17 protein-coding genes are annotated in these 17,815 nt (G+C 44.7%); 13 read left to right on the forward strand and 4 right to left on the reverse strand.

Features of this window, described 5'->3' with window-relative positions:
* Positions 1–42 precede the first annotated feature (42 nt).
* Genes QWY16_RS00970 through QWY16_RS19330 form a run of 3 tightly spaced genes read left to right on the forward strand, consistent with a single transcriptional unit; the run spans position 43 to position 2,524 of the window.
* The gene (locus QWY16_RS00970) at positions 43–816 is read left to right on the forward strand and encodes a hypothetical protein (protein WP_300990995.1); all 774 of its coding nucleotides are present in this window, start codon (positions 43–45) and stop codon (positions 814–816) included.
* Positions 813–1,388 (forward strand): histidine phosphatase family protein, encoded by a 576-nt coding sequence (locus QWY16_RS00975; RefSeq protein ID WP_300990996.1) that lies wholly within the window; start codon positions 813–815, stop codon positions 1,386–1,388. The genes QWY16_RS00970 and QWY16_RS00975 overlap by 4 nt, the downstream gene beginning before the upstream one ends.
* Positions 1,385–2,524: a GNAT family N-acetyltransferase gene (locus QWY16_RS19330; RefSeq protein WP_367281327.1), complete on the forward strand. Its 1,140-nt coding sequence runs from the start codon at positions 1,385–1,387 to the stop codon at positions 2,522–2,524. The genes QWY16_RS00975 and QWY16_RS19330 overlap by 4 nt, the downstream gene beginning before the upstream one ends.
* 71 nt (positions 2,525–2,595) lie before the next feature.
* Here the strand turns inward: QWY16_RS19330 and QWY16_RS00990 are convergent, their stop codons facing one another.
* Both QWY16_RS00990 and QWY16_RS00995 read right to left on the reverse strand, forming a co-directional pair.
* A complete protein-coding gene (locus QWY16_RS00990; RefSeq protein WP_300990997.1) occupies positions 2,596–3,042 on the reverse strand; it encodes a GDYXXLXY domain-containing protein in 447 nt (148 codons plus the stop codon).
* Positions 3,039–4,211, reverse strand: coding sequence for a DUF2157 domain-containing protein (locus QWY16_RS00995; RefSeq protein WP_300990998.1), 1,173 nt, complete (start codon positions 4,209–4,211; stop codon positions 3,039–3,041). The genes QWY16_RS00990 and QWY16_RS00995 overlap by 4 nt, the downstream gene beginning before the upstream one ends.
* A 288-nt stretch (positions 4,212–4,499) precedes the next feature.
* Here QWY16_RS00995 and QWY16_RS01000 point away from each other — a divergent pair, with 288 nt between their 5' ends.
* Complete coding sequence (locus QWY16_RS01000) at positions 4,500–5,591, forward strand: GGDEF domain-containing protein (protein WP_300990999.1); 1,092 nt, start codon at positions 4,500–4,502, stop codon at positions 5,589–5,591.
* Between the two features lie 39 nt (positions 5,592–5,630).
* Here QWY16_RS01000 and QWY16_RS19335 read toward each other — a convergent pair whose 3' ends face one another.
* Positions 5,631–5,999: a DUF3899 domain-containing protein gene (locus QWY16_RS19335; RefSeq protein WP_367281328.1), complete on the reverse strand. Its 369-nt coding sequence runs from the start codon at positions 5,997–5,999 to the stop codon at positions 5,631–5,633.
* Positions 6,000–6,136: 137 nt separating this feature from the next.
* Here QWY16_RS19335 and QWY16_RS01010 point away from each other — a divergent pair, with 137 nt between their 5' ends.
* From QWY16_RS01010 to QWY16_RS01050, 9 genes are all read left to right on the forward strand, one after another.
* Complete coding sequence (locus tag QWY16_RS01010) at positions 6,137–7,789, forward strand: peptide ABC transporter substrate-binding protein (protein ID WP_300991000.1); 1,653 nt, start codon at positions 6,137–6,139, stop codon at positions 7,787–7,789.
* A 104-nt stretch (positions 7,790–7,893) separates the two neighbouring features.
* Positions 7,894–8,823, forward strand: coding sequence for an ABC transporter permease (locus QWY16_RS01015; protein WP_300991001.1), 930 nt, complete (start codon positions 7,894–7,896; stop codon positions 8,821–8,823).
* A gap of 23 nt (positions 8,824–8,846) precedes the next feature.
* Entirely contained in the window at positions 8,847–9,878 is a 1,032-nt protein-coding gene (opp3C, locus tag QWY16_RS01020; protein ID WP_300993218.1) for an oligopeptide ABC transporter permease, read from the forward strand.
* Positions 9,879–9,891: 13 nt separating this feature from the next.
* Complete coding sequence (locus QWY16_RS01025; RefSeq protein ID WP_300991002.1) at positions 9,892–10,911, forward strand: ABC transporter ATP-binding protein; 1,020 nt, start codon at positions 9,892–9,894, stop codon at positions 10,909–10,911.
* Positions 10,912–11,382: 471 nt separating this feature from the next.
* Positions 11,383–12,204: a transporter substrate-binding domain-containing protein gene (locus tag QWY16_RS01030; protein WP_300991003.1), complete on the forward strand. Its 822-nt coding sequence runs from the start codon at positions 11,383–11,385 to the stop codon at positions 12,202–12,204.
* 87 nt (positions 12,205–12,291) lie between these two features.
* Positions 12,292–13,446, forward strand: coding sequence for a saccharopine dehydrogenase family protein (locus QWY16_RS01035; protein ID WP_300991004.1), 1,155 nt, complete (start codon positions 12,292–12,294; stop codon positions 13,444–13,446).
* A gap of 39 nt (positions 13,447–13,485) precedes the next feature.
* Positions 13,486–14,142, forward strand: a complete 657-nt coding sequence (locus QWY16_RS01040; RefSeq protein WP_300991005.1) for an amino acid ABC transporter permease — start codon at positions 13,486–13,488, stop codon at positions 14,140–14,142.
* A 23-nt stretch (positions 14,143–14,165) separates the two neighbouring features.
* Entirely contained in the window at positions 14,166–14,924 is a 759-nt protein-coding gene (locus QWY16_RS01045; RefSeq protein WP_300993219.1) for an amino acid ABC transporter ATP-binding protein, read from the forward strand.
* A gap of 756 nt (positions 14,925–15,680) precedes the next feature.
* On the forward strand, positions 15,681–16,325 hold the full coding sequence (locus QWY16_RS01050; RefSeq protein WP_300991006.1) for an NUDIX hydrolase: 645 nt from the start codon (positions 15,681–15,683) through the stop codon (positions 16,323–16,325).
* Positions 16,326–16,624: 299 nt separating this feature from the next.
* On the opposite strand, the gene QWY16_RS01055 is transcribed toward QWY16_RS01050, so the two are convergent.
* Positions 16,625–17,812 carry an NRAMP family divalent metal transporter gene (locus QWY16_RS01055; protein WP_300991007.1) on the reverse strand — a complete coding sequence of 396 codons (1,188 nt, stop codon included), beginning with the start codon at positions 17,810–17,812 and terminating at the stop codon, positions 16,625–16,627.
* Between the last annotated feature and the right edge of the window lie 3 nt (positions 17,813–17,815).

A 17,815-nucleotide genomic window follows, 5' to 3' on the forward strand; every position in this document is an offset into this window, starting at 1 on the left:
ATCGAATTAGAATAGCAAGCTGAAAAAGAAGGTGAGTAATAGATGAAAGCCCCTGAAGAAATTTTAGCTGTATGGAGCAAATTTCATGATTTTCCGATGGAGACATTGACGAAAGCCTGGTATTATTCACGATCGCAAGACAAAAAGCAGCGCAGCGTAGAGTTGATGAAAGAACATAAAGCGCAGTACGGGATAACCGGCAATTGTTTTGATTTGGCCCTTTGGCTATTGGATGAATTTAAAAAAGCCGGGATTAAGGCTTATCCCATAGGCAATGAATTGGGAACGGAAGAAGCGCATGCGGCACTCATCGCGCTTGATAGAAAAGGCAACCGCTATTTATGCGACCTCGGTGATCAATGGCTGCAACCGGTGCTGATTGAAGGCAGAGACGATGCGTATATGGGAGATAAACTAAGCGGTTTTTACCCTGCTGCTGATGTACAGATTCTGGCGCGGCAAAACGAAGTGGAAATCATCTATCATCGTCCAAACGGAAAACAGTCGCGTCAAACGTATGACACCCAACCAGTAATGGAAACGGATTTTTGGCAAGCGGGTGAGTTTTCACAAAATCATGTCTATCCAAAGCCACTTGTAGAAGTGCGGCTTTCTTATAAAAATGAAACGGCACACTGGGAATTCGACAACTGGAAAAGTTTTCTAAGTACAACGGAAGGTCTTTTTCCGGATAAACCCGTTGCCACAATAGAAGAATGGGTGGACAGAATCGGACAAAAAACCGGTTTTGATCGGCAGTTCTTGATAGAGTCATTGAATTTTTACAAACAGCTGAACAATGGAAGCAGGAGATGAAATTGCAGACTCATTTGTATTTTGTCAGGCATGCCCATTCCGATTATACGCCGGATGAATTGGGGCGGCCTTTGTCGGAAAAAGGCGCAGAAGATGCTAAGAAAGTGGCAGAGGCGCTGAAAGGAGAAAAGATCAGCAGGGTCATCTCAAGTCCCTACAAGCGAGCGATACAGACTGTGGAAGGTATTTCCCGGGAAATAAACGTAGAAATTGAACTGCTGGATGGCTTTCGTGAACGTTTACTTAGCAGTGAACCGGCTGCTGATTTCCAGAGCGCTATTTTAAAGGCATGGGAAGACGAACAGTTCGCCTTTGAAGGCGGCGAATCAAATCAAACGGCAAGAGCGCGCGGCGTAAAAGAAGTACTGGAGATCCTTCGGCATTATGAAGGAGAACGCATTGCCATTGGAACGCATGGCAATATCATGGTGCTGATCATGAGTTATTTTGACAGCCGCTATGGTTTTCAATTCTGGCAGCAGCTTGGGATGCCGGCTGTTTACTGCCTGGCTTTTGAAGACATGAAGTTAAGTGAAGTGCGGCAGATTGCACTGGATGTGAAGGCTATATGATTAAAGCGGTGGTTTTTGATTTGGACGGCACCTTGTTAAATCGGGATGCTTCTTTAAAGCTTTTTATTAACTCACAGTATGAACGATTAAAGCCGCAATTGGATTTTATTCCGAAACATCAGTATATGGAGCGCTTTATCGAACTGGACACCCGGGGAATGGTCTGGAAAGACCGGGTTTACCAGCAGCTGGTGAAGGAATTCCAGCTTCAGGGCATCACCTGGGAAGAGCTGCTGGCTGATTACTTGAATGTCTTTAAACAGCATTGTGTGCCTTTTCCACATTTAAAGTCCATGCTGGAAGAATTAAAGGATAAGCCGATGCACATGGGCATCATTTCAAACGGCCGGGGCCAATTCCAACTGGATGCGATACAGGCATTAGGGATTGAACATTATTTTGACGTTATATTGATTTCCGAATGGCAAGGCATGAAAAAACCAGATCCCCGGCTATTCATGAAAGCATTAGCGGAGCTTGGCACAAAACCGGAAGAGACTCTTTATGTAGGAGACCATCCGGACAATGATGTGTTAGCTGCGAAAAGCGTGGGCATGAAAACAATCTGGAAAAAAGATCCGCAGTGGAGCGGCGCAGCAGCGGATTACATCATTGAAGAGTTAAATGAAATAATGGGCATAGTCAATAAACAGAATATCGTCATTAGAAAGTTCCGGGATGCGGATGTGAAAGAGATTGTTTCGTTGTTCTATGAAACGGTTCATGAAGTCAATGCGGCGGATTATTCTGAGGAACAATTGGCAGCTTGGGCACCAATTGGAGAACGAATGGAAAAAGAAGCGGTATGGGGAGAATCTCTGAGGCGGAATATAACTTATGTGGCTGACATCGACGGTACGATTGCCGGTTTCTGCGATATGGCAACAACCGGCTACTTGAACCGCCTGTATGTCCATAAAAATTATCAGCGGCAAGGCGTTGCTTCGAAACTCGCTGATTTGCTTGAACAAGAGGCTGGGAAACGGGAGCTTCAGGCAATCAGTACGGAAGCGAGCCTCACAGCCAAGCCGTTTTTTGAAGAGCGGGGGTACCAGGTTATTAAAAAACAGTCCGTGGAGCGAAAAGGAATTGCCATGCCGAATTATAAAATGTTGAAAAAACTTTCTTCCCATTAGCGGAAGAAAGTTTTTTATATTGTCTTTAAGTTCAAGAGGGAGGAAAATCTTCTACTGATTATAGTTTTTCCCTATTGCTGCCTGGCTTCCAAAAATACCGGCCGGATAGTGCCCCACGGCGCGACATCTACCGTAACCGCCAGTTTTTGTGCTTTTTCAAGCCCCGGACCGGTTCCTTGTTCTACATAATATTGCTCCAACTGAGGGGCTGTTAGAGTGTCCCCGTAATAGGAGCCGTGAATGGCTCCGAAAAAAGGTTTATTCGACACTTGTTCCAGCATAGCATAACCGTCCGCACTTTCTTTTAATGTAAAGTAAACATCGCCGTTTTGCACGGGCTCAGCCGGTTTTAAATCGGGATATTGAAGCAGGACATATTCACCGTAAAACGGATCAAACGGGTCGTACGGTTCAGCCCGCAGCACGAATTGGTCTCCAAACCATGACGCTGCGTAAAAGCTCAAGACAACCAACCCTACCAGAATTGTTTGCAGTAAAGGAAATAGGTAATTTTTCATGACGCAACCCTCGCTTTCTTGCGGTTAAACCACCAGGCAATTCCCGACAAGGCAAATAGAAGAAGTGCGCCGATCAAGAAGAACAGCGACATATCGAGCCGATCCCAAGCGTAGATAAAATAAAGCACGACCTGCACCAGGATAAAATAAACAAAACCGAGCCCAAGCGGCTGATTTTGGCGGTGATTAAAAGCCAGGTAGCTTAGTGCTACGGCTTCGGTTAAAATGGCAAGCCCGATTGCCGAACTGTCATACAGCAACAACCCGACTGTCCCTAAAGCTGAGACCCAACTGACTGGACGCACACGGAAATAGCAAAGCGCAAGAACCGCTAGTCCGGCGAATAACAGCATAACAGACTCAATCATATTCAGTTCATCAAAGACAACTAAAGAAGAACCGCGGACTGACAAATAAATAAGTGACAGCGCTCCGCCCGCCAGTAAATAAAGCGGCTGCAATGTCTTCTTTTTTTCTGGAGAAACCAGGAATAAGAGAGCCACTAAAACGAATAAAGTCCAAATCGGCCATAACCGGCTGTCATAATCGGCCACTGCCCATAGCATCAGTCCTGTACCGAAAAGCAGGAGCCAGCTGAAAATTGCAGGCAGCCGGTCTTTGCTGAAGTATAGCCAAGCGAGAGCTACAGCGGCAAAAACAATCCATTCGAGCCACCCCATCGTAACAACAGAAGACATCAAGACTTGAATTCCAAAAACAAATGCCACCACTGCATACGCAACATGACGCCAATAAAAATAATGGCCAATCGCTGCCAGGAAAAGGGCCCATCCAATTAGAGAGCCTGACAACGGCAAATGGAACGATTGAACAGCCACAATGATTGCCGCTCCGAACATGGCGAGTCCAATCAGCCGGAAAATGTGCGGCCAGCCGAAGTTTTTCCGCTGTGCCAGGTGTCCAAGGCCATAAAATAACCACATTAACAACAGCATCAAACCGATTTTCAAGGCGGCCGGGATTGCCTGCCAATTGGCGGCGATAAAGCTGAAGACGGCGAGTGAAAAGAAAATAAGACCGATGATCAGCAACAGCGGTATTTTCGTGGGTATAGGCTGCCGATGTTCATAAGCCAGGATTTTCTCAGCGGTAGTCTCATCGATTAAGCCTTCTTTTTGCCAATGCGAGAGTTTTTCTTTAATATCCATTTTCACACCTCCTGCTTAGCGCCATTATAATCTTTAATCGTTTTAATAGATAGGTATTCTGGCAGTAGTTTCTGTAAACCAATCCCCTTGCAAAGCTAAAACTTCGTAAGCTGCTTCTATGATCATGAACCTGGTAAATAAGCAGATACCATGAACCAATTAGCTTTTCTTAATGGGAGAAGAGGCAGTAAAGAACATAGTGTTCAGAATTAGAAAATATGCCTGTAATTTATTTACTTTAATTGCTAGAATGTGAAGTGACGCAATACTTAGGAGTTGTAAAAAATAATGGATCTGCTGCTTTATTTCTTTGTGGAGAATATGGCATTGATTATCGCCTTGATGTATTTAGCTTTGAAAATGAAGGAATTATTTTTACTGGAAATGAGCAAACACTCTCATTTGCTGCTGCTGTCTTCACTTTTTATCAGTTTTTTAACTTTTTCTGTTATGTATAATCCATACATCTTCGAAGGGATGCGCTTGGACCTGAGAGAAGTTCCACTATTCTTTATCACGTACGTGGGCGGCTGGAAATTCGGAGTTCTGTCAGCGATTATTCCAGCTGGTTTCCGGGCATCAATGGGAGGGCCAACTGCAGAGATTGGCATTCTACAATCGATTTTGTTTCCAGTTCTAATAGGAGCTCTTTTTCATGACAAACGGCCAGTCGACAAATTTTTCCCTCTTATTGATTTGAAGCGGATGATAACCGGATTTGTGGTATTTGAAGTTTTAAAGTCTATTTGGATGTTTTTTTATACACCGGTAAATTTGGCAATTATCGTGCCGATTTTCTTTTTTGCCTTGATTGCAGTGTTGGCCATGGCCATGATATTGAATGAAGAAAATCGAACCCTTCTTTTGCGGAAAGAGCTGGAGATGTATTCAAATCAAGACTCGCTAACCCGTCTGCCGAATATCCGCTTTTTCAAAAATAAAGTTGGAGATCTTCTTTCTAAAAACACGCCGATGCTGGTTTCCATGATTGACGTTGATTATTTTAAAGTTTACAACGATACGCATGGACATCAAAAAGGCGATTCGGTTCTTCGTACTCTCGGACAGTTGTTAATGGAAAGTGCAAGAGAAGAAGATATTGTAGCGCGGTACGGTGGAGAAGAGTTCATCATTTGCTATACGAATGTTTCAAAACCGGAAGAAGTAATTTTTCTGGCTGAACGGTTCCGCAAAAAAGTGGAGGAACATAAATTTGAAGGAGAAGAATTGCAGCCGGGAGGAAAGTTGACAGTTTCGATGGGGTTGAGTTTTTCATCCGAAAACAGAACGCTGGAGCAAATGATCGAAGAAGCCGATCAGGCCCTTTATCTATCCAAACGTCGCGGAAAAAACCAAGTAACCATATACGAGGCATCTTAAAAAAACCTTCAGCTTTTATGAGCTGAAGGTTTTTAACTGTTAAAAGAAATAAATGGCTGATGAAACGAGCAGGCTTGCTATAGAAAACAGCATCCCGACTTGGAAAAAAGCTTTTCGAGAAGGAAATCGTTTTACGTATATAACTGGTTGCGCCGACCGTTTTTCACTTTCCCTGATCAGTTGTTCTTGTTTATTAATTTTTGCAAAAAAGTTTTTGGTGCTTTGGATAAAGGCCACAAAAAACCTGCCTTCGATTAAAATCATCGCAGAGCTGATCATTAAAAGAAGAAGGCCGACAAGGAAAGCGGCATCAAGCCATTTTAAGAAATTCCAGCTGGAGTCAAACAGGAACGATATTAAAAGTGAACTTAACAGCGATAGAAAAATCAAGAGGAGTTTGAAAGTCATAGATGGAAGTCCTTTCTTTTATTATTAAAAGATTACCACTTCTTCATAGTTTTTGAAAATTAAAATATCTTGTTGCCTATTAATTAAATTACTATTATGATTAAAAGGAATTATTAGAAAAAATAGGGGGTAGGGAAATGGAGAGAAAATTAAAAGCTCAAGCATTAATGATTCTTATGGCGTTCGTTTTAATATTATCCGGATGTAATTTTAACTCTTCTGAGGGTTCAAAAGAAGAAGGCAAAACTGCAGACGAAAAAGAAGGGGCAGCAGGCCAAGTATTGAATATTTCTGCAACAGCAGATATTCCTACATTGGATTCTACAAAAGCGCATGATGGCGTTGCATTTACAGTATTGAATAACGTAAATGAAGGGTTGTATCGCCAAGATGAAAAGCATCAGCCAATTGAAGCATTAGTAACAGAACATACAGAGAACGAAGATCAAACAGTTCATACGTTTAAATTGCGTGAATCTACATGGAGCAACGGAGACCCTGTGACTGCCCAGGATTTCGAATATGCTTGGAAGCGCGTCATGAAAGATGCAAGCCCATATAATTTCATGTTCGTAACGGCAAGCATCAAAAATGCTGAAGCGATTATGAACGGGGAAAAAGATGCAGCTGAACTTGGGGTAAAAGCTGTAGACGAGAAAACATTGGAAGTAACATTGGAAAGCGCCAACCCATTGCTGCAGTCATTGTTGACGTTCCCAACATTCTTGCCGCAAAACCAGAAATTTGTTGAAGAAAAAGGGGATCAATACGCTCTGGAAGCGGAGAATATTTTATTCAACGGACCATTTAAACTGGTTGAATGGACACATGATCAAGGCTGGAAATATGAAAAGAACGCAGATTACTGGGATGCAAAAGCAGTTAAGTTGGATACGATCAACGCTTTTGTTGTAAAAGATCCAACTACCGGCGTTAACTTATATGAAACAAATAAAGTGGATCGCATTGACTTGAGTTCAGAGTCGGTTGACCAGTACAAGAGTGATGCAAACTTTGACACCATTTTGGAGCCAAGCATGATTTTCCTTCGCTTTAACCATACCCACCCTGTACTTGGAAACAAAAATATCCGCCAGGCAATCAATATGGCCGTCGATAAGAAAAGTTTGACAGATGTTATCTTGAAAGATGGCTCGACTGCTTTGAACGGAGTGGTTCCTAAAGGATTCTACCAGTCGCCGGAAGGCAAAGACTACCGTGATTTGAACGGGGATTTCAACACGGGAACAGTAGAGGAAGCTCAAAAACTTTGGGAAGCGGGATTGAAAGAGACAGGTGCATCTGATGTAACGGTTTCCATCAACATTTCCGATTCTGAAGACCACAAGAAAGTAGCAGAATACCTTCAAGCTCAATTGGAAGATAACCTTCCAGGATTTAAACTGGAAATCAAAGCGGTTCCTTTCGCCCAGCGCCTGGAAATCGAAAAAGCCATTGAATACGATTTGTCATTGTCTTCATGGGGACCTGACTACAGCGACCCGATGACTTACTTGGATATGTGGGTAAAAGGCGGTTCTGCCAACCGGATGGAGTACCACAACCCGAAACTGGATGAATTGGTTAATCAAGCAAGAACTGAGACAGACCTTTCAAAACGTTTTGAAATGCTTTTGAACATTGAGAAGATTCTTTTGGAAGAAGATGCTGCGATTGTGCCTCTTTACCAAGACGGAACGTCAATCTTGATGAGAGAAAAAATTAAAGATCTAATTGTCCACCCGACTGGTGCTTCCCATTCTTATAAATGGGCCTCTATCCAGGAATAATCAAAAGGTTATACAGCTATAGATACGAGGGTGTAGCCGGAATTTTGGCCCCCTCGTATTTTTCATCCAGAAGGATACTCAACTTACAGAATTGAGGTGTTTCCATGAAGCGGTATTTAGTGCAGCGAATTGGATATATGCTAATCACTCTTTTTATCATCGTCACTGCAACATTCTTTCTGATGCAGTTTTTGCCGGGTACGCCTTTCACAAACCCTGAAAAATTGACGGCACAGCAGCTGACCGTATTGAATGCGAAGTATGGATTGGACCAACCGGTAGCTATGCAATACATACGCTACCTGGGGAATTTAGTGCAAGGCGATTTAGGTTATTCTTTCCAGCATGAAGGAAGAACCGTTTCCAGTATGATCAGCACCCGCATTGGACCATCCGCTTTTATCGGCCTGCAGGCTTTGATCATTGGGGCTATCCTCGGCTTAGTGCTTGGCATCGTTTCGGCGTTAAAACATAATTCAATATTTGATTACGGGTCAGTGACATTAGCGGTCCTTGGTATGTCGATTCCTTCGTTCGTTTTTGCGGCATTGCTTCAATATTATATCGGCGTTAAATTAGAGTGGCTGCCTGTTGCGTTATGGGAAGGGTATTCCAGTACCTTGCTGCCGTCCATTGCGTTATCGGTTACGGTCACTGCGACCGTTGCCCGCTTTATCCGCAGTGAAATGCTCGAAGTGCTTGGCCAGGACTATGTCATAACCGCGCGGGCTAAAGGGATGAAGGAAAATCAGGTTATCGTCAAGCACGTCATCCGCAATGCCCTGATTCCAGTAGTTACGATGCTCGGGCCACTTGCGGTTTCAATCATGACCGGAACTTTGGTTATTGAAAAAATATTCTCTGTTCCGGGGCTTGGAGAGCAGTTTACATTATCCATTCTGGTTTTGGATTATAGCGTCATCATGGGGATTACGATTTTTTACAGCGCATTATTCATATTCGTAGTTTTCGTTGTTGATATCATTTATGGCTTCTTGGATCCCCGCATCAACTATAGGGGGGAAGCAACATGAAAGAATTCGACGCGAAACTGCCCATGCAGCAGGATATCCATACGCAAAACAATTACATTCCGGACGATATTCCATCCGACTTGTTTGTAAAAGCTCCGCTCGACCAAAAAAAGAGCGAAGAAATTTCAACACCTTCTGTTTCTTTCTGGCAAGAAGCTTTTCAGCGGCTAGCGAAGAACAAAGGGGCCATGATCTCTTTGGTGCTGTTAATTTTATTAATTGTGGTGGCGCTTATCGGACCGAGCATGAACGAATTTACGTATAGAGAACAAAATTTGGCCCATTCCAATATGCCGCCTAAAGTGGCAGGCTTGGAGTGGATGGGCTTTGACGGCGTGGATGCCAACGGTGTGAACCAGTATGCCGAACGTGATGTTGCGACCAATTATTGGTTTGGCACAGACGAGTTCGGCCGGGACTTATGGACGCGGGTTTGGAAAGGAACGCAGATTTCCTTGTTTATCGCTTTAGTGGCCGCATTACTCGATTTGATCATCGGTGTCATTTATGGCGGGATTTCTTCGTTTTACGGGGGAAGAGTCGACAATGTGATGCAGCGGATTATTGAGGTTTTGATGGGGATACCGAACTTGATTGTTATTATCCTCTTTATCCTGGTGCTTGAACCAGGCATCCGTTCGATTATCCTGGCTATGATCATTACAGGCTGGGTAGGAATGGCGAGGGTTGTCCGTGGACAGATCCTTCAACTGAAAGGGCAGGAGTTTGTCTTGGCTTCCCGTACGCTTGGAGCTTCAAATAGCCGGCTGATTTGGAAACATCTGATGCCGAACGTAATGGGTCCGGTTATTGTTACAGTTATGTTCACGATACCTACAGCGATTTTCTTTGAAGCTTTCTTAAGCTTTATCGGGCTTGGACTGCAAGCGCCGCTCGCGTCCCTTGGTGTGCTGATTGAAGATGGCTATAAATCCATGCGTTATTTTCCGTATAAGCTGATTTATCCTGCATTGGTCATCAGTGCAATCATGATCTGCTTCAATTTGCTCGCTGATGGCCTGCGGGATGCGCTAGATCCAAAAATGAAAAAATAGGGGAGGGTCCGTTATGAAAAATACTGTCCTGAAAGTTAAAGACCTGCATGTTTCATTTAAGACCCAAACCGGCAAAATCACGGCGGTGCGGGGCGTTAATTTTGAATTGAAAAAAGGCGAGACCTTGGCGATTGTAGGCGAATCCGGTTCCGGGAAATCCGTGACGGCCAAATCGATCATGCGCCTATTGCCAAAAAGTACGACGGAAATCACAAAAGGCGACATTTTGTATGGCGATAAAAGCCTGTTGAAGCTTTCCAATAAAGAAATCACCAACATCCGCGGTTCAGAGATTTCAATGGTGTTCCAAGATCCGATGACTTCATTGAATCCGACGATGAAAGTCGGCAAACAGATTATGGAAGGTCTGCTGCGCCATGAAAATATGTCGAAATCCCAAGCAAGGGAACGGGCGCTGGAAATGCTGAAACTCGTCGGCATCCCAAAAGCTGAAATGCGGCTGGATAATTATCCGCATCAATTTTCTGGCGGAATGCGGCAGCGTGTTGTTATTGCTTTGGCACTTGCCTGCAATCCGAAAGTGCTGATTGCGGATGAACCGACGACAGCTCTTGACGTAACGATTCAAGCACAGATTTTGGATTTAATGAAAGATCTGCAAAAGAAAACTGATACCGCGATTATTTTAATCACCCATGATTTAGGTGTAGTAGCGAATATGGCGGACCGGGTAGCAGTAATGTACGGAGGGAAAATCGTTGAACAAGGCACATTGGATGAAATCTTCTATAATCCGAAGCATCCCTATACGTTAGGCTTGCTGCAATCAATGCCGAAAATGAACGAAGACCGCTCTCAGCCGCTATTGCCGATTGCAGGGTCACCGCCAAACCTGGCGACGCTCGGGGAAGGCTGTGCGTTTGCAGCCCGCTGTCCGCATACAATGAAAGTCTGCCATACATTTACTCCGCCTGAAACGGTCGTAGGAAATGACCACCATACGGCGGCTTGCTGGCTGCAGGACCCGCGGACTTCAAAAGCGGAACCGGAGGAAATGCTAGTTATTAACTGACGTAAATAGCACTAAAAAACGAATGGATGGATCACTGTAGAAATCATTCGGCTGCATGAAAAAGACTGCAGGCAACCTCGAAAGATGAGGGGCCAGCAGTTTTTTTTGCGGCCATAAATCCTTAAAGTATTCAACCATGAGAAACGGTCTAAGCAGTGTGTAAAAAGGAGTTTTAGTTCAATTCACAAAAAAAGAATTCGCTTTCAGTTTTTAGAAAAGTCTGTAAATTAAATTGACTTTGCACTCTCAGTAAGGAATAATGAATGGAATACCTTCTAGAAAAAGGAAAGTGAAATGAGACGCTGAAGTAGTCTCTGCCATACTTATTCACTGGTATTCCCCGTTTAGAAAATTCCACTCGTCTATGTTCTCCGATCGATCGTTGATTGACTTTTTATATGCAATCGGCTGAACGTTATTTTTCCGCGTCAAAAGAAAAAAGCAGTTCTACAAAAGAAGGGGGAAAATAGAATGAAGAGAAATGCTGTATGGGTGTTCGTCATTTTACTGGTTATCAGTATGCTGGCAGCTTGTGGTTCAGGAGATGCCAAGGAAACAGCGCAAGGGGAAAAAGAAAGCAATAAAGACAGCGTTCTTAGCCGGATTGAAGAATCAAAGGAATTGAATGTGGCTTTTGAGGGCACTTATCCGCCTTTTAACTTCATTGACGACAATGATAAATACCAAGGATTTGATGTAGACATTTCAAATGAAATCGCGGAGCGCCTTGGCGTTAAAGCAAATTTTATTGCAACTAAATGGGATGGATTGATTGGCGGATTGAAGGCCGATAAATTTGATATCATCATTGGTCAGATGACGGTAACAGAAGAACGGAAGAAAAGTGTCGATTTTACAGATCCATACGTCATCACCGGTTCAGTGCTCGTGACTCGTGAAGATACGAATGATATTACAAAACTTGAAGATATCAAAGGCAAAAAAGTCGGCGTCGGCGGCGGCACGACGTTTGAAGAAGTGGCAAACAGTGTCGACGGGGCTGAAGTGAAGTTATATAAAGCTGTCGGAGATTACATCCAGGACCTGACAAATAAACGCTTGGATGTGATTATCAATGATCAATTGCTCATCAGCTACAATATCAAGGAACAAGGCCTCCCAATCAAAATAGCCAGCGATATTTTAAATAAAGATGAAATCGGCATGGCGGTCAATAAAGGCAATGAAGACTTCATCGAAAAGGTGAACGTGGCATTGGGCGAAATGAAAGAAGACGGAACTTATGATGAAATCTATAAAAAATGGTTTGGGACAGAGCCATTAGCAAATTAATGGCGGATAAAGTGGTCAAAGGAACGTCTTTGATCACTTTATTCTTCAATTTTATGGACAGGAGCGTGGAGAAGGGAGAGAAGAAGCTTGCATATCTTCGTTTTAGGCACAGGCATGATCGGCACAACAGTTGTTACGGAAATGGTGAAATTTCCGGAAGTCGACAGCATTACCGCTGTGGATGTTAACCAAGTGAGCATTGATAGATGCTTGGCCATTGCTGATAATCCGAAAGTGATGGGCAAAGTGGCTGCTCTCCAAACGGAAGAAGACATCGCGCGCGTATTGAAGGACGCTGACGTAGCTGTAGCTTGTCTTCCTCATTCTCTTAGCCTATCGGCCGTTAAAGCAGCTATTTCCTCTCATTGCCATTTAGTGGACCTCGTCGGTTCACAGTTTATGGAGAAAATGGATTTAGATGAGCAAGCAAAAAATGCAGGCGTCATCATTGTACCAGGGTGCGGAGTGGCTCCAGGAATAACCAATTTTTTAGCTGCGCAGGGCATCGAGCTCCTCGATGAAGCGGACGAAGCAATTATGATGTGCGGCGGAATCCCCATGCATCCGATTCCGCCTCTCTGGTATCAAGTGGTCTACCGGCTTGAAAGCCTATTGAGGCTCTATACAAAACCGGCCGTTGCCATTCAAGATGGAGAAATTGTCGAATTGGCCCCGCTGTCGAATTTGCAGGAAATCACTTTTCCAGAGCCGGTCGGACTATGCGAAACTGTCATCACGGATGCCCATAGCACTGCTTTCATCTTAAAAGGAAAAGTAAAGAATCTGTATGAAAAAACAGTGCGCTATCCCGGACATTGGGAAAAAATGCAAGTGGTCGGCGAACTTGGCTTTTTAGACGATACACCGGTCGCAATCGATGGAATTACCACTACCCCGCGTGCTTTTGCCGAGAAGATACTGGCAGCGAAAATGAAAGGAGACTCGCACAAGGACATTACCGTTCTGAGAGTCGAAGTGACGGGTATAAAAGACGGGAAACGCAAAAAGCATCAATGGGAAATGGTTGATTTATATGACCATGAACGAAACATTACATCGATGGCTAAAACAACGGCTCTTCCAGCGCTGCTTATTGCGAAACTGATCGCTACAAGACAAATAACTGAGACAGGAGTTATTCCAATCGAAAGTCTAATTATCCGGGATCGGTTCCAGCCGTTTCTAGCAGAGCTGAAAAGTTTGGGAATCGATATTGGTTATAAGGAAGAAACTTTCGCTTAAGTGGAATAACAGCATAGCACTTGTCTGAATGGAGGACATATGGACGTTACCATTATTATTGATTCATTGCCGTCCTTGCTAAAAGCGACGCTTATGACGATTTTCTTAGCGGCGATTTCCATCCTGATTGCGCTGGTAATCGGATTTTTCACAGCAATCATTCGCATACTAAAAGTAAAAGTATTAAATGAAGTGGCGAATACGTATGTTTCCCTTATGCGGGGAACGCCGCTTTTAGTCCAAATCTTCGTCATTTATTATGGATTGCCGCAAATCGGAATTTCCCTGGACCCGATATCTTCGGGAGTAGTGGCCTTGAGTTTAAATGCAGGGGCCTACCTTTCAGAATCTTTCCGTGCCTCCATCTTGGCAGTGGATAATGGGCAGATGGAAGCATCGATGTCGATGGGCATGACCTATCCCCAGGCGCTGAAGCGGATTATTTTGCCGCAGAGTATGCGGATAGCCATTCCGACATTGTCCAATTCCTTTATTGTGCTAATCAAAGACACATCGCTCGTTTCAGTGATCACCGTCACAGAATTATTGCAGATGTCGAGTTTGATCATTGCAAAAACCTTTGAACCGTTGACTATTTATTTAGTCGCCGCTGCAATTTATTGGATCTTGATTTCATTTTTCACCAAGCTGCTGGACAAGCTGGAAGTGCAGAGCTCCAAATACCTAGTCCGCTGACGAGTTAGGAGAGGGTTATGACAATGATCCAAATCGAACATTTAAAAAAGGCTTTTGGCGCCAATGAAGTGCTAAAAGGCATCGATCTGACAATTGAAAAAAGTGAAGTGGTGGTCATTATGGGGCCGAGCGGTTCCGGAAAATCCACTTTGCTGCGCTGTTTGAATTTCCTGGAAGAACCGACCGATGGCATTATTCATATTGGCGAATACCAAGTGCATGCAGGCGGAAAAATTGATCGGCACCGTAAAAAAGTGATTCGGGAATTAAGGAAAAAAACCGGTTTTGTGTTTCAGTCGTTCAATCTGTTTCCTCATAAGACCGCCATGGAGAACGTTATGGAAGGGCCCATTACGATTCACGGTGCAAAGCCGGAAGAAGCGAAGGTGATTGCTGAAGCTTTGCTAGCCAAAGTTGGATTAGGCGACCGCGGCGGCCATTTTCCTGCCCAATTATCAGGCGGCCAGCAACAGCGCGTAGCGATTGCCAGATCGCTTGCCTTAAATCCGCTCGTCATGCTTTTTGATGAACCCACTTCAGCACTGGATCCGGAACTTGTTCGGGAAGTGCTGCTCGTCATTAAAAGCCTGGCAGAAGAGGGCATGACGATGGTCATCGTTACACATGAAATGAACTTTGCAAAAGAAGTGGCTGACCGTGTCGTTTTTATGGATGAAGGAGTCATCGTAGAGCAAGGGACGTCGAAAGAAATTTTCCAAAATCCGAAAGAAGAAAGAACAAAACAATTCCTTTATAAAGTCGAAGCAGCGGTTACGGAATAAAAGAAATGTACCGTGTTTTTAAGAAAGTTGAAATTTGTATTAGCGATCATCCCTTAACCGTTATTTCGCTAACCAGCTGCGAAGACATTGGCCGAGGATTGTGAGGCCATGTCTTTGCGACGAAGCGCGCAGCGCTGCAGGAGCATATGTTTTAGCCGCGGGCGAGCGCCAAGCCGCTTCGTCGCTTACGCTCCTGTTTCTGCATCGCTGCGCTAGCTTCGAAACATGAAAGGGCGTTGCAGGGTCTCGGCTGTCTCGTCGCTGCGCTGCCCCGCAGGCAAGACATTAGCCGACGCATGCGAGGCTAAGTCTTTGCGACGAGCTTGCGCAGGAGCAGTATATTTTCCTCCGCTGGTTGGCTCCATATCTAGAGAGCAAGCACAAACATTAGAAAGCTTTCCAAAACAATCACAATTTTAGAGAATCTCTAGAAGTAGCAAAAGGAAGCTGAATGCAGCGGAAGGCGGCGAAGGGCAAAGATGTGCTCCTGCAGCGCCAGGCGCTTCGTCGCAAAGGCACCACCCAACTATGGTTGGCTGATGCCTTTTCTGCGGGAATAGGGCGAGTCCTGAGACCCCGCAGGGAGCGCCGGCGAGCGAGGAGGCTCAGGCCGCCCCCCGCGAAAAGCGTCCGTCCTAGAGCGAAATGGAAAAGGCTGCCGAGAGTTTCTCGACAGCCTGAAGAAACCGGCCAATGTTCATTGGCCGGTTTCTTTTTGGGTATAATAAAACAAGGACAGAAAAAAGGCGGGATTGGATGGAATCTGAAAAGATTAAGATTTACACCGAGGACAGCCGGTATCTTGGAATAGCCGCGCGCGAAGATATACACAGACAAGGGCATTGGCACCAGACCTTCCATTGCTGGTTCATCAGCCGAAGGGACGGGAAAACCTGGATTCATCTTCAATTGCGGAGCGGGGCCAAAAAGGATTTCCCATACCTGTTCGATATCACGGCCGCAGGGCATATTTTATCGACGGAAACAGTCGCAGATGGAGTAAGAGAAGTGAAAGAAGAGCTCGGGATTGCGGTGGAATTTGAAGACCTTGTGCCGCTTGGCATCATCAAAGACCAGATTCACCAGGCAGGTTTTATCGACAACGAACATTGCCATAATTTTTTATACCGCGTAAACGAAAACTCTGACTTAAGGTTTGAGTTGCAGATAGAAGAAGTAACCGGCATGGTGTCGGCAGAATTTCAAGCCTTCTCGGATTTATGCAAGGGCAAGAGAGAGCGAATTGCTGTTGAAGGATTTGAGATAGAAGGTGATGGTACAGTAGAAAGATTAACTAAGACGATCAGCAAAAACGACTTAGTGCCGCATAGTTCGAGTTATTTGGAACAAGTAGCTATTCGAATCCAGCAGGTGCTGGAGAAAGATGGGTTCTTGAAATAAGTTGGATCAAGGAGTTTCAAAATAGGCAACATTGATAAACGAAGCCGTTTGGATGAAGAGCCCTACACATATAAAGTCAGCAAGAGCCAAACATTTTTTGTCTCGTATAAAGGCAAGGAAATCAAAAGCGTTAAAGGAAAAAATGCGGATAGGCTGATTGGACGGATTCAGCAAGTGGAAACCAATAAAGCGTCCAGCTGGTTTAGCGAAGGCGACAGGACATTTCAAGCATGGCAATGAAAATCCATAAAATAAGGAAAAGGCGCCTGGGTCAACTTTTATCCAAGCGCCTTTTGCTATTATTCGAATAACTGAGGAATGCCATTGAATAATGTGTAAATGCCCATCCAAGCCATTGTGACGACAATGACGATACCGAAAATCGTCATCCACAGCGGATGTTTGTAGTCGCCGACAATCTTTGCTTTATGTGCAGCAATCAGCATAATACCAAGGGCAATCGGCAAAATCAATCCATTTAATGAACCGACAAGAATGAGAATCAGTACCGGCTGGCCGATAATGACAAAGACCGTAGTGGAAATGACGATAAAAGTGATGACCAGCCAGCGGTTGTATTTGTCGAGAACCGGGCTGAATGTCCGGATAAAGGATACGGATGTATAGGCTGCCCCCACCACTGAAGTGATGGCTGCGGCCCACAAGACAACACCGAATATTTTATAACCGATATTGCCGGCAGCCAATTGGAATACAGAGGCCGGTGGATTGGCGGGATCCAGCGAAAGTCCCTGTGAAACGACTCCAAGAACAGCCAAGAAAAGAATGATGCGCATGAGGGAAGCAATCCCGATGGCATAGATTGAACTGCGGGTAACTTCCGGAACTGCAGCTCTGCCGGTAAGCCCTGCGTCAATGAGACGGTGCCCGCCGGCAAATGTAATGTATCCGCCAACGGTACCGCCGACCAGCGTCACAATAGCGAAAATGCTGACCGTATCGGGAACGAATGTTTTAACTACGGCCTCTCCAATAGGCGGTTGGGCGGTGATCATAACGTACAGGGTTAAACCGATCATAACGAAACCAAGGATTTGTGCAAAGCGGTCCATCGCCCGTCCCGCTTCTTTAACGACGAAGATGCCGACTGCTATCAGTCCGCTGATCAAGGCACCTACCTTAGGATCAAAGCCGAACAATACATTGATCCCAAGACCTGCTCCGGCAATATTTCCGATATTGAAAGCAAGGCCGCCCATGACCACGAGAAGGGCTAAAAAATAACCGAGGCCGGGAAGGACATCGTTGGCAATGTCCTGGGCCCGTTTTCCAGATACGGCAATGATGCGCCAGATATTCGTTTGGGCTCCGATATCAATAATGATGGAAATAAGGATAACAAAACCGAATGAAGCCAATAATTGTTCTGTAAAAACGGTGGTCTGTGTCAGGAAACCCGGCCCGATAGCGGAAGTCGCCATCAGGAAAGCAGCGCCAAGCAAAATACTGCGGTTCGTATTCTTCATGAT

Origin of the sequence: Planococcus shenhongbingii, assembly GCF_030413635.1 — a bacterium.
GTDB lineage: Bacteria > Bacillota > Bacilli > Bacillales_A > Planococcaceae > Planococcus > Planococcus shenhongbingii.

Excerpts from the sequence above, each read along its gene's own strand:
- QWY16_RS01030 (WP_300991003.1), top strand. The coding sequence starts at position 11,383 with ATGAAGAGAAATGCTGTATGGGTGTTCGTCATTTTACTGGTTATCAGT.
- QWY16_RS19330 (WP_367281327.1), top strand. The coding sequence starts at position 1,385 with ATGATTAAAGCGGTGGTTTTTGATTTGGACGGCACCTTGTTAAATCGG.
- QWY16_RS01000 (WP_300990999.1), top strand. The coding sequence starts at position 4,500 with ATGGATCTGCTGCTTTATTTCTTTGTGGAGAATATGGCATTGATTATC.
- QWY16_RS19335 (WP_367281328.1), bottom strand. The coding sequence starts at position 5,999 with ATGACTTTCAAACTCCTCTTGATTTTTCTATCGCTGTTAAGTTCACTT.
- QWY16_RS01015 (WP_300991001.1), top strand. The coding sequence starts at position 7,894 with ATGAAGCGGTATTTAGTGCAGCGAATTGGATATATGCTAATCACTCTT.
- QWY16_RS01045 (WP_300993219.1), top strand. The coding sequence starts at position 14,166 with ATGATCCAAATCGAACATTTAAAAAAGGCTTTTGGCGCCAATGAAGTG.
- QWY16_RS00995 (WP_300990998.1), bottom strand. The coding sequence starts at position 4,211 with ATGGATATTAAAGAAAAACTCTCGCATTGGCAAAAAGAAGGCTTAATC.
- QWY16_RS01040 (WP_300991005.1), top strand. The coding sequence starts at position 13,486 with ATGGACGTTACCATTATTATTGATTCATTGCCGTCCTTGCTAAAAGCG.
- opp3C (WP_300993218.1), top strand. The coding sequence starts at position 8,847 with ATGCAGCAGGATATCCATACGCAAAACAATTACATTCCGGACGATATT.
- QWY16_RS01050 (WP_300991006.1), top strand. The coding sequence starts at position 15,681 with ATGGAATCTGAAAAGATTAAGATTTACACCGAGGACAGCCGGTATCTT.
- QWY16_RS01010 (WP_300991000.1), top strand. The coding sequence starts at position 6,137 with ATGGAGAGAAAATTAAAAGCTCAAGCATTAATGATTCTTATGGCGTTC.
- QWY16_RS00970 (WP_300990995.1), top strand. The coding sequence starts at position 43 with ATGAAAGCCCCTGAAGAAATTTTAGCTGTATGGAGCAAATTTCATGAT.
- QWY16_RS00990 (WP_300990997.1), bottom strand. The coding sequence starts at position 3,042 with ATGAAAAATTACCTATTTCCTTTACTGCAAACAATTCTGGTAGGGTTG.
- QWY16_RS01025 (WP_300991002.1), top strand. The coding sequence starts at position 9,892 with ATGAAAAATACTGTCCTGAAAGTTAAAGACCTGCATGTTTCATTTAAG.
- QWY16_RS01055 (WP_300991007.1), bottom strand. The coding sequence starts at position 17,812 with ATGAAGAATACGAACCGCAGTATTTTGCTTGGCGCTGCTTTCCTGATG.
- QWY16_RS00975 (WP_300990996.1), top strand. The coding sequence starts at position 813 with ATGAAATTGCAGACTCATTTGTATTTTGTCAGGCATGCCCATTCCGAT.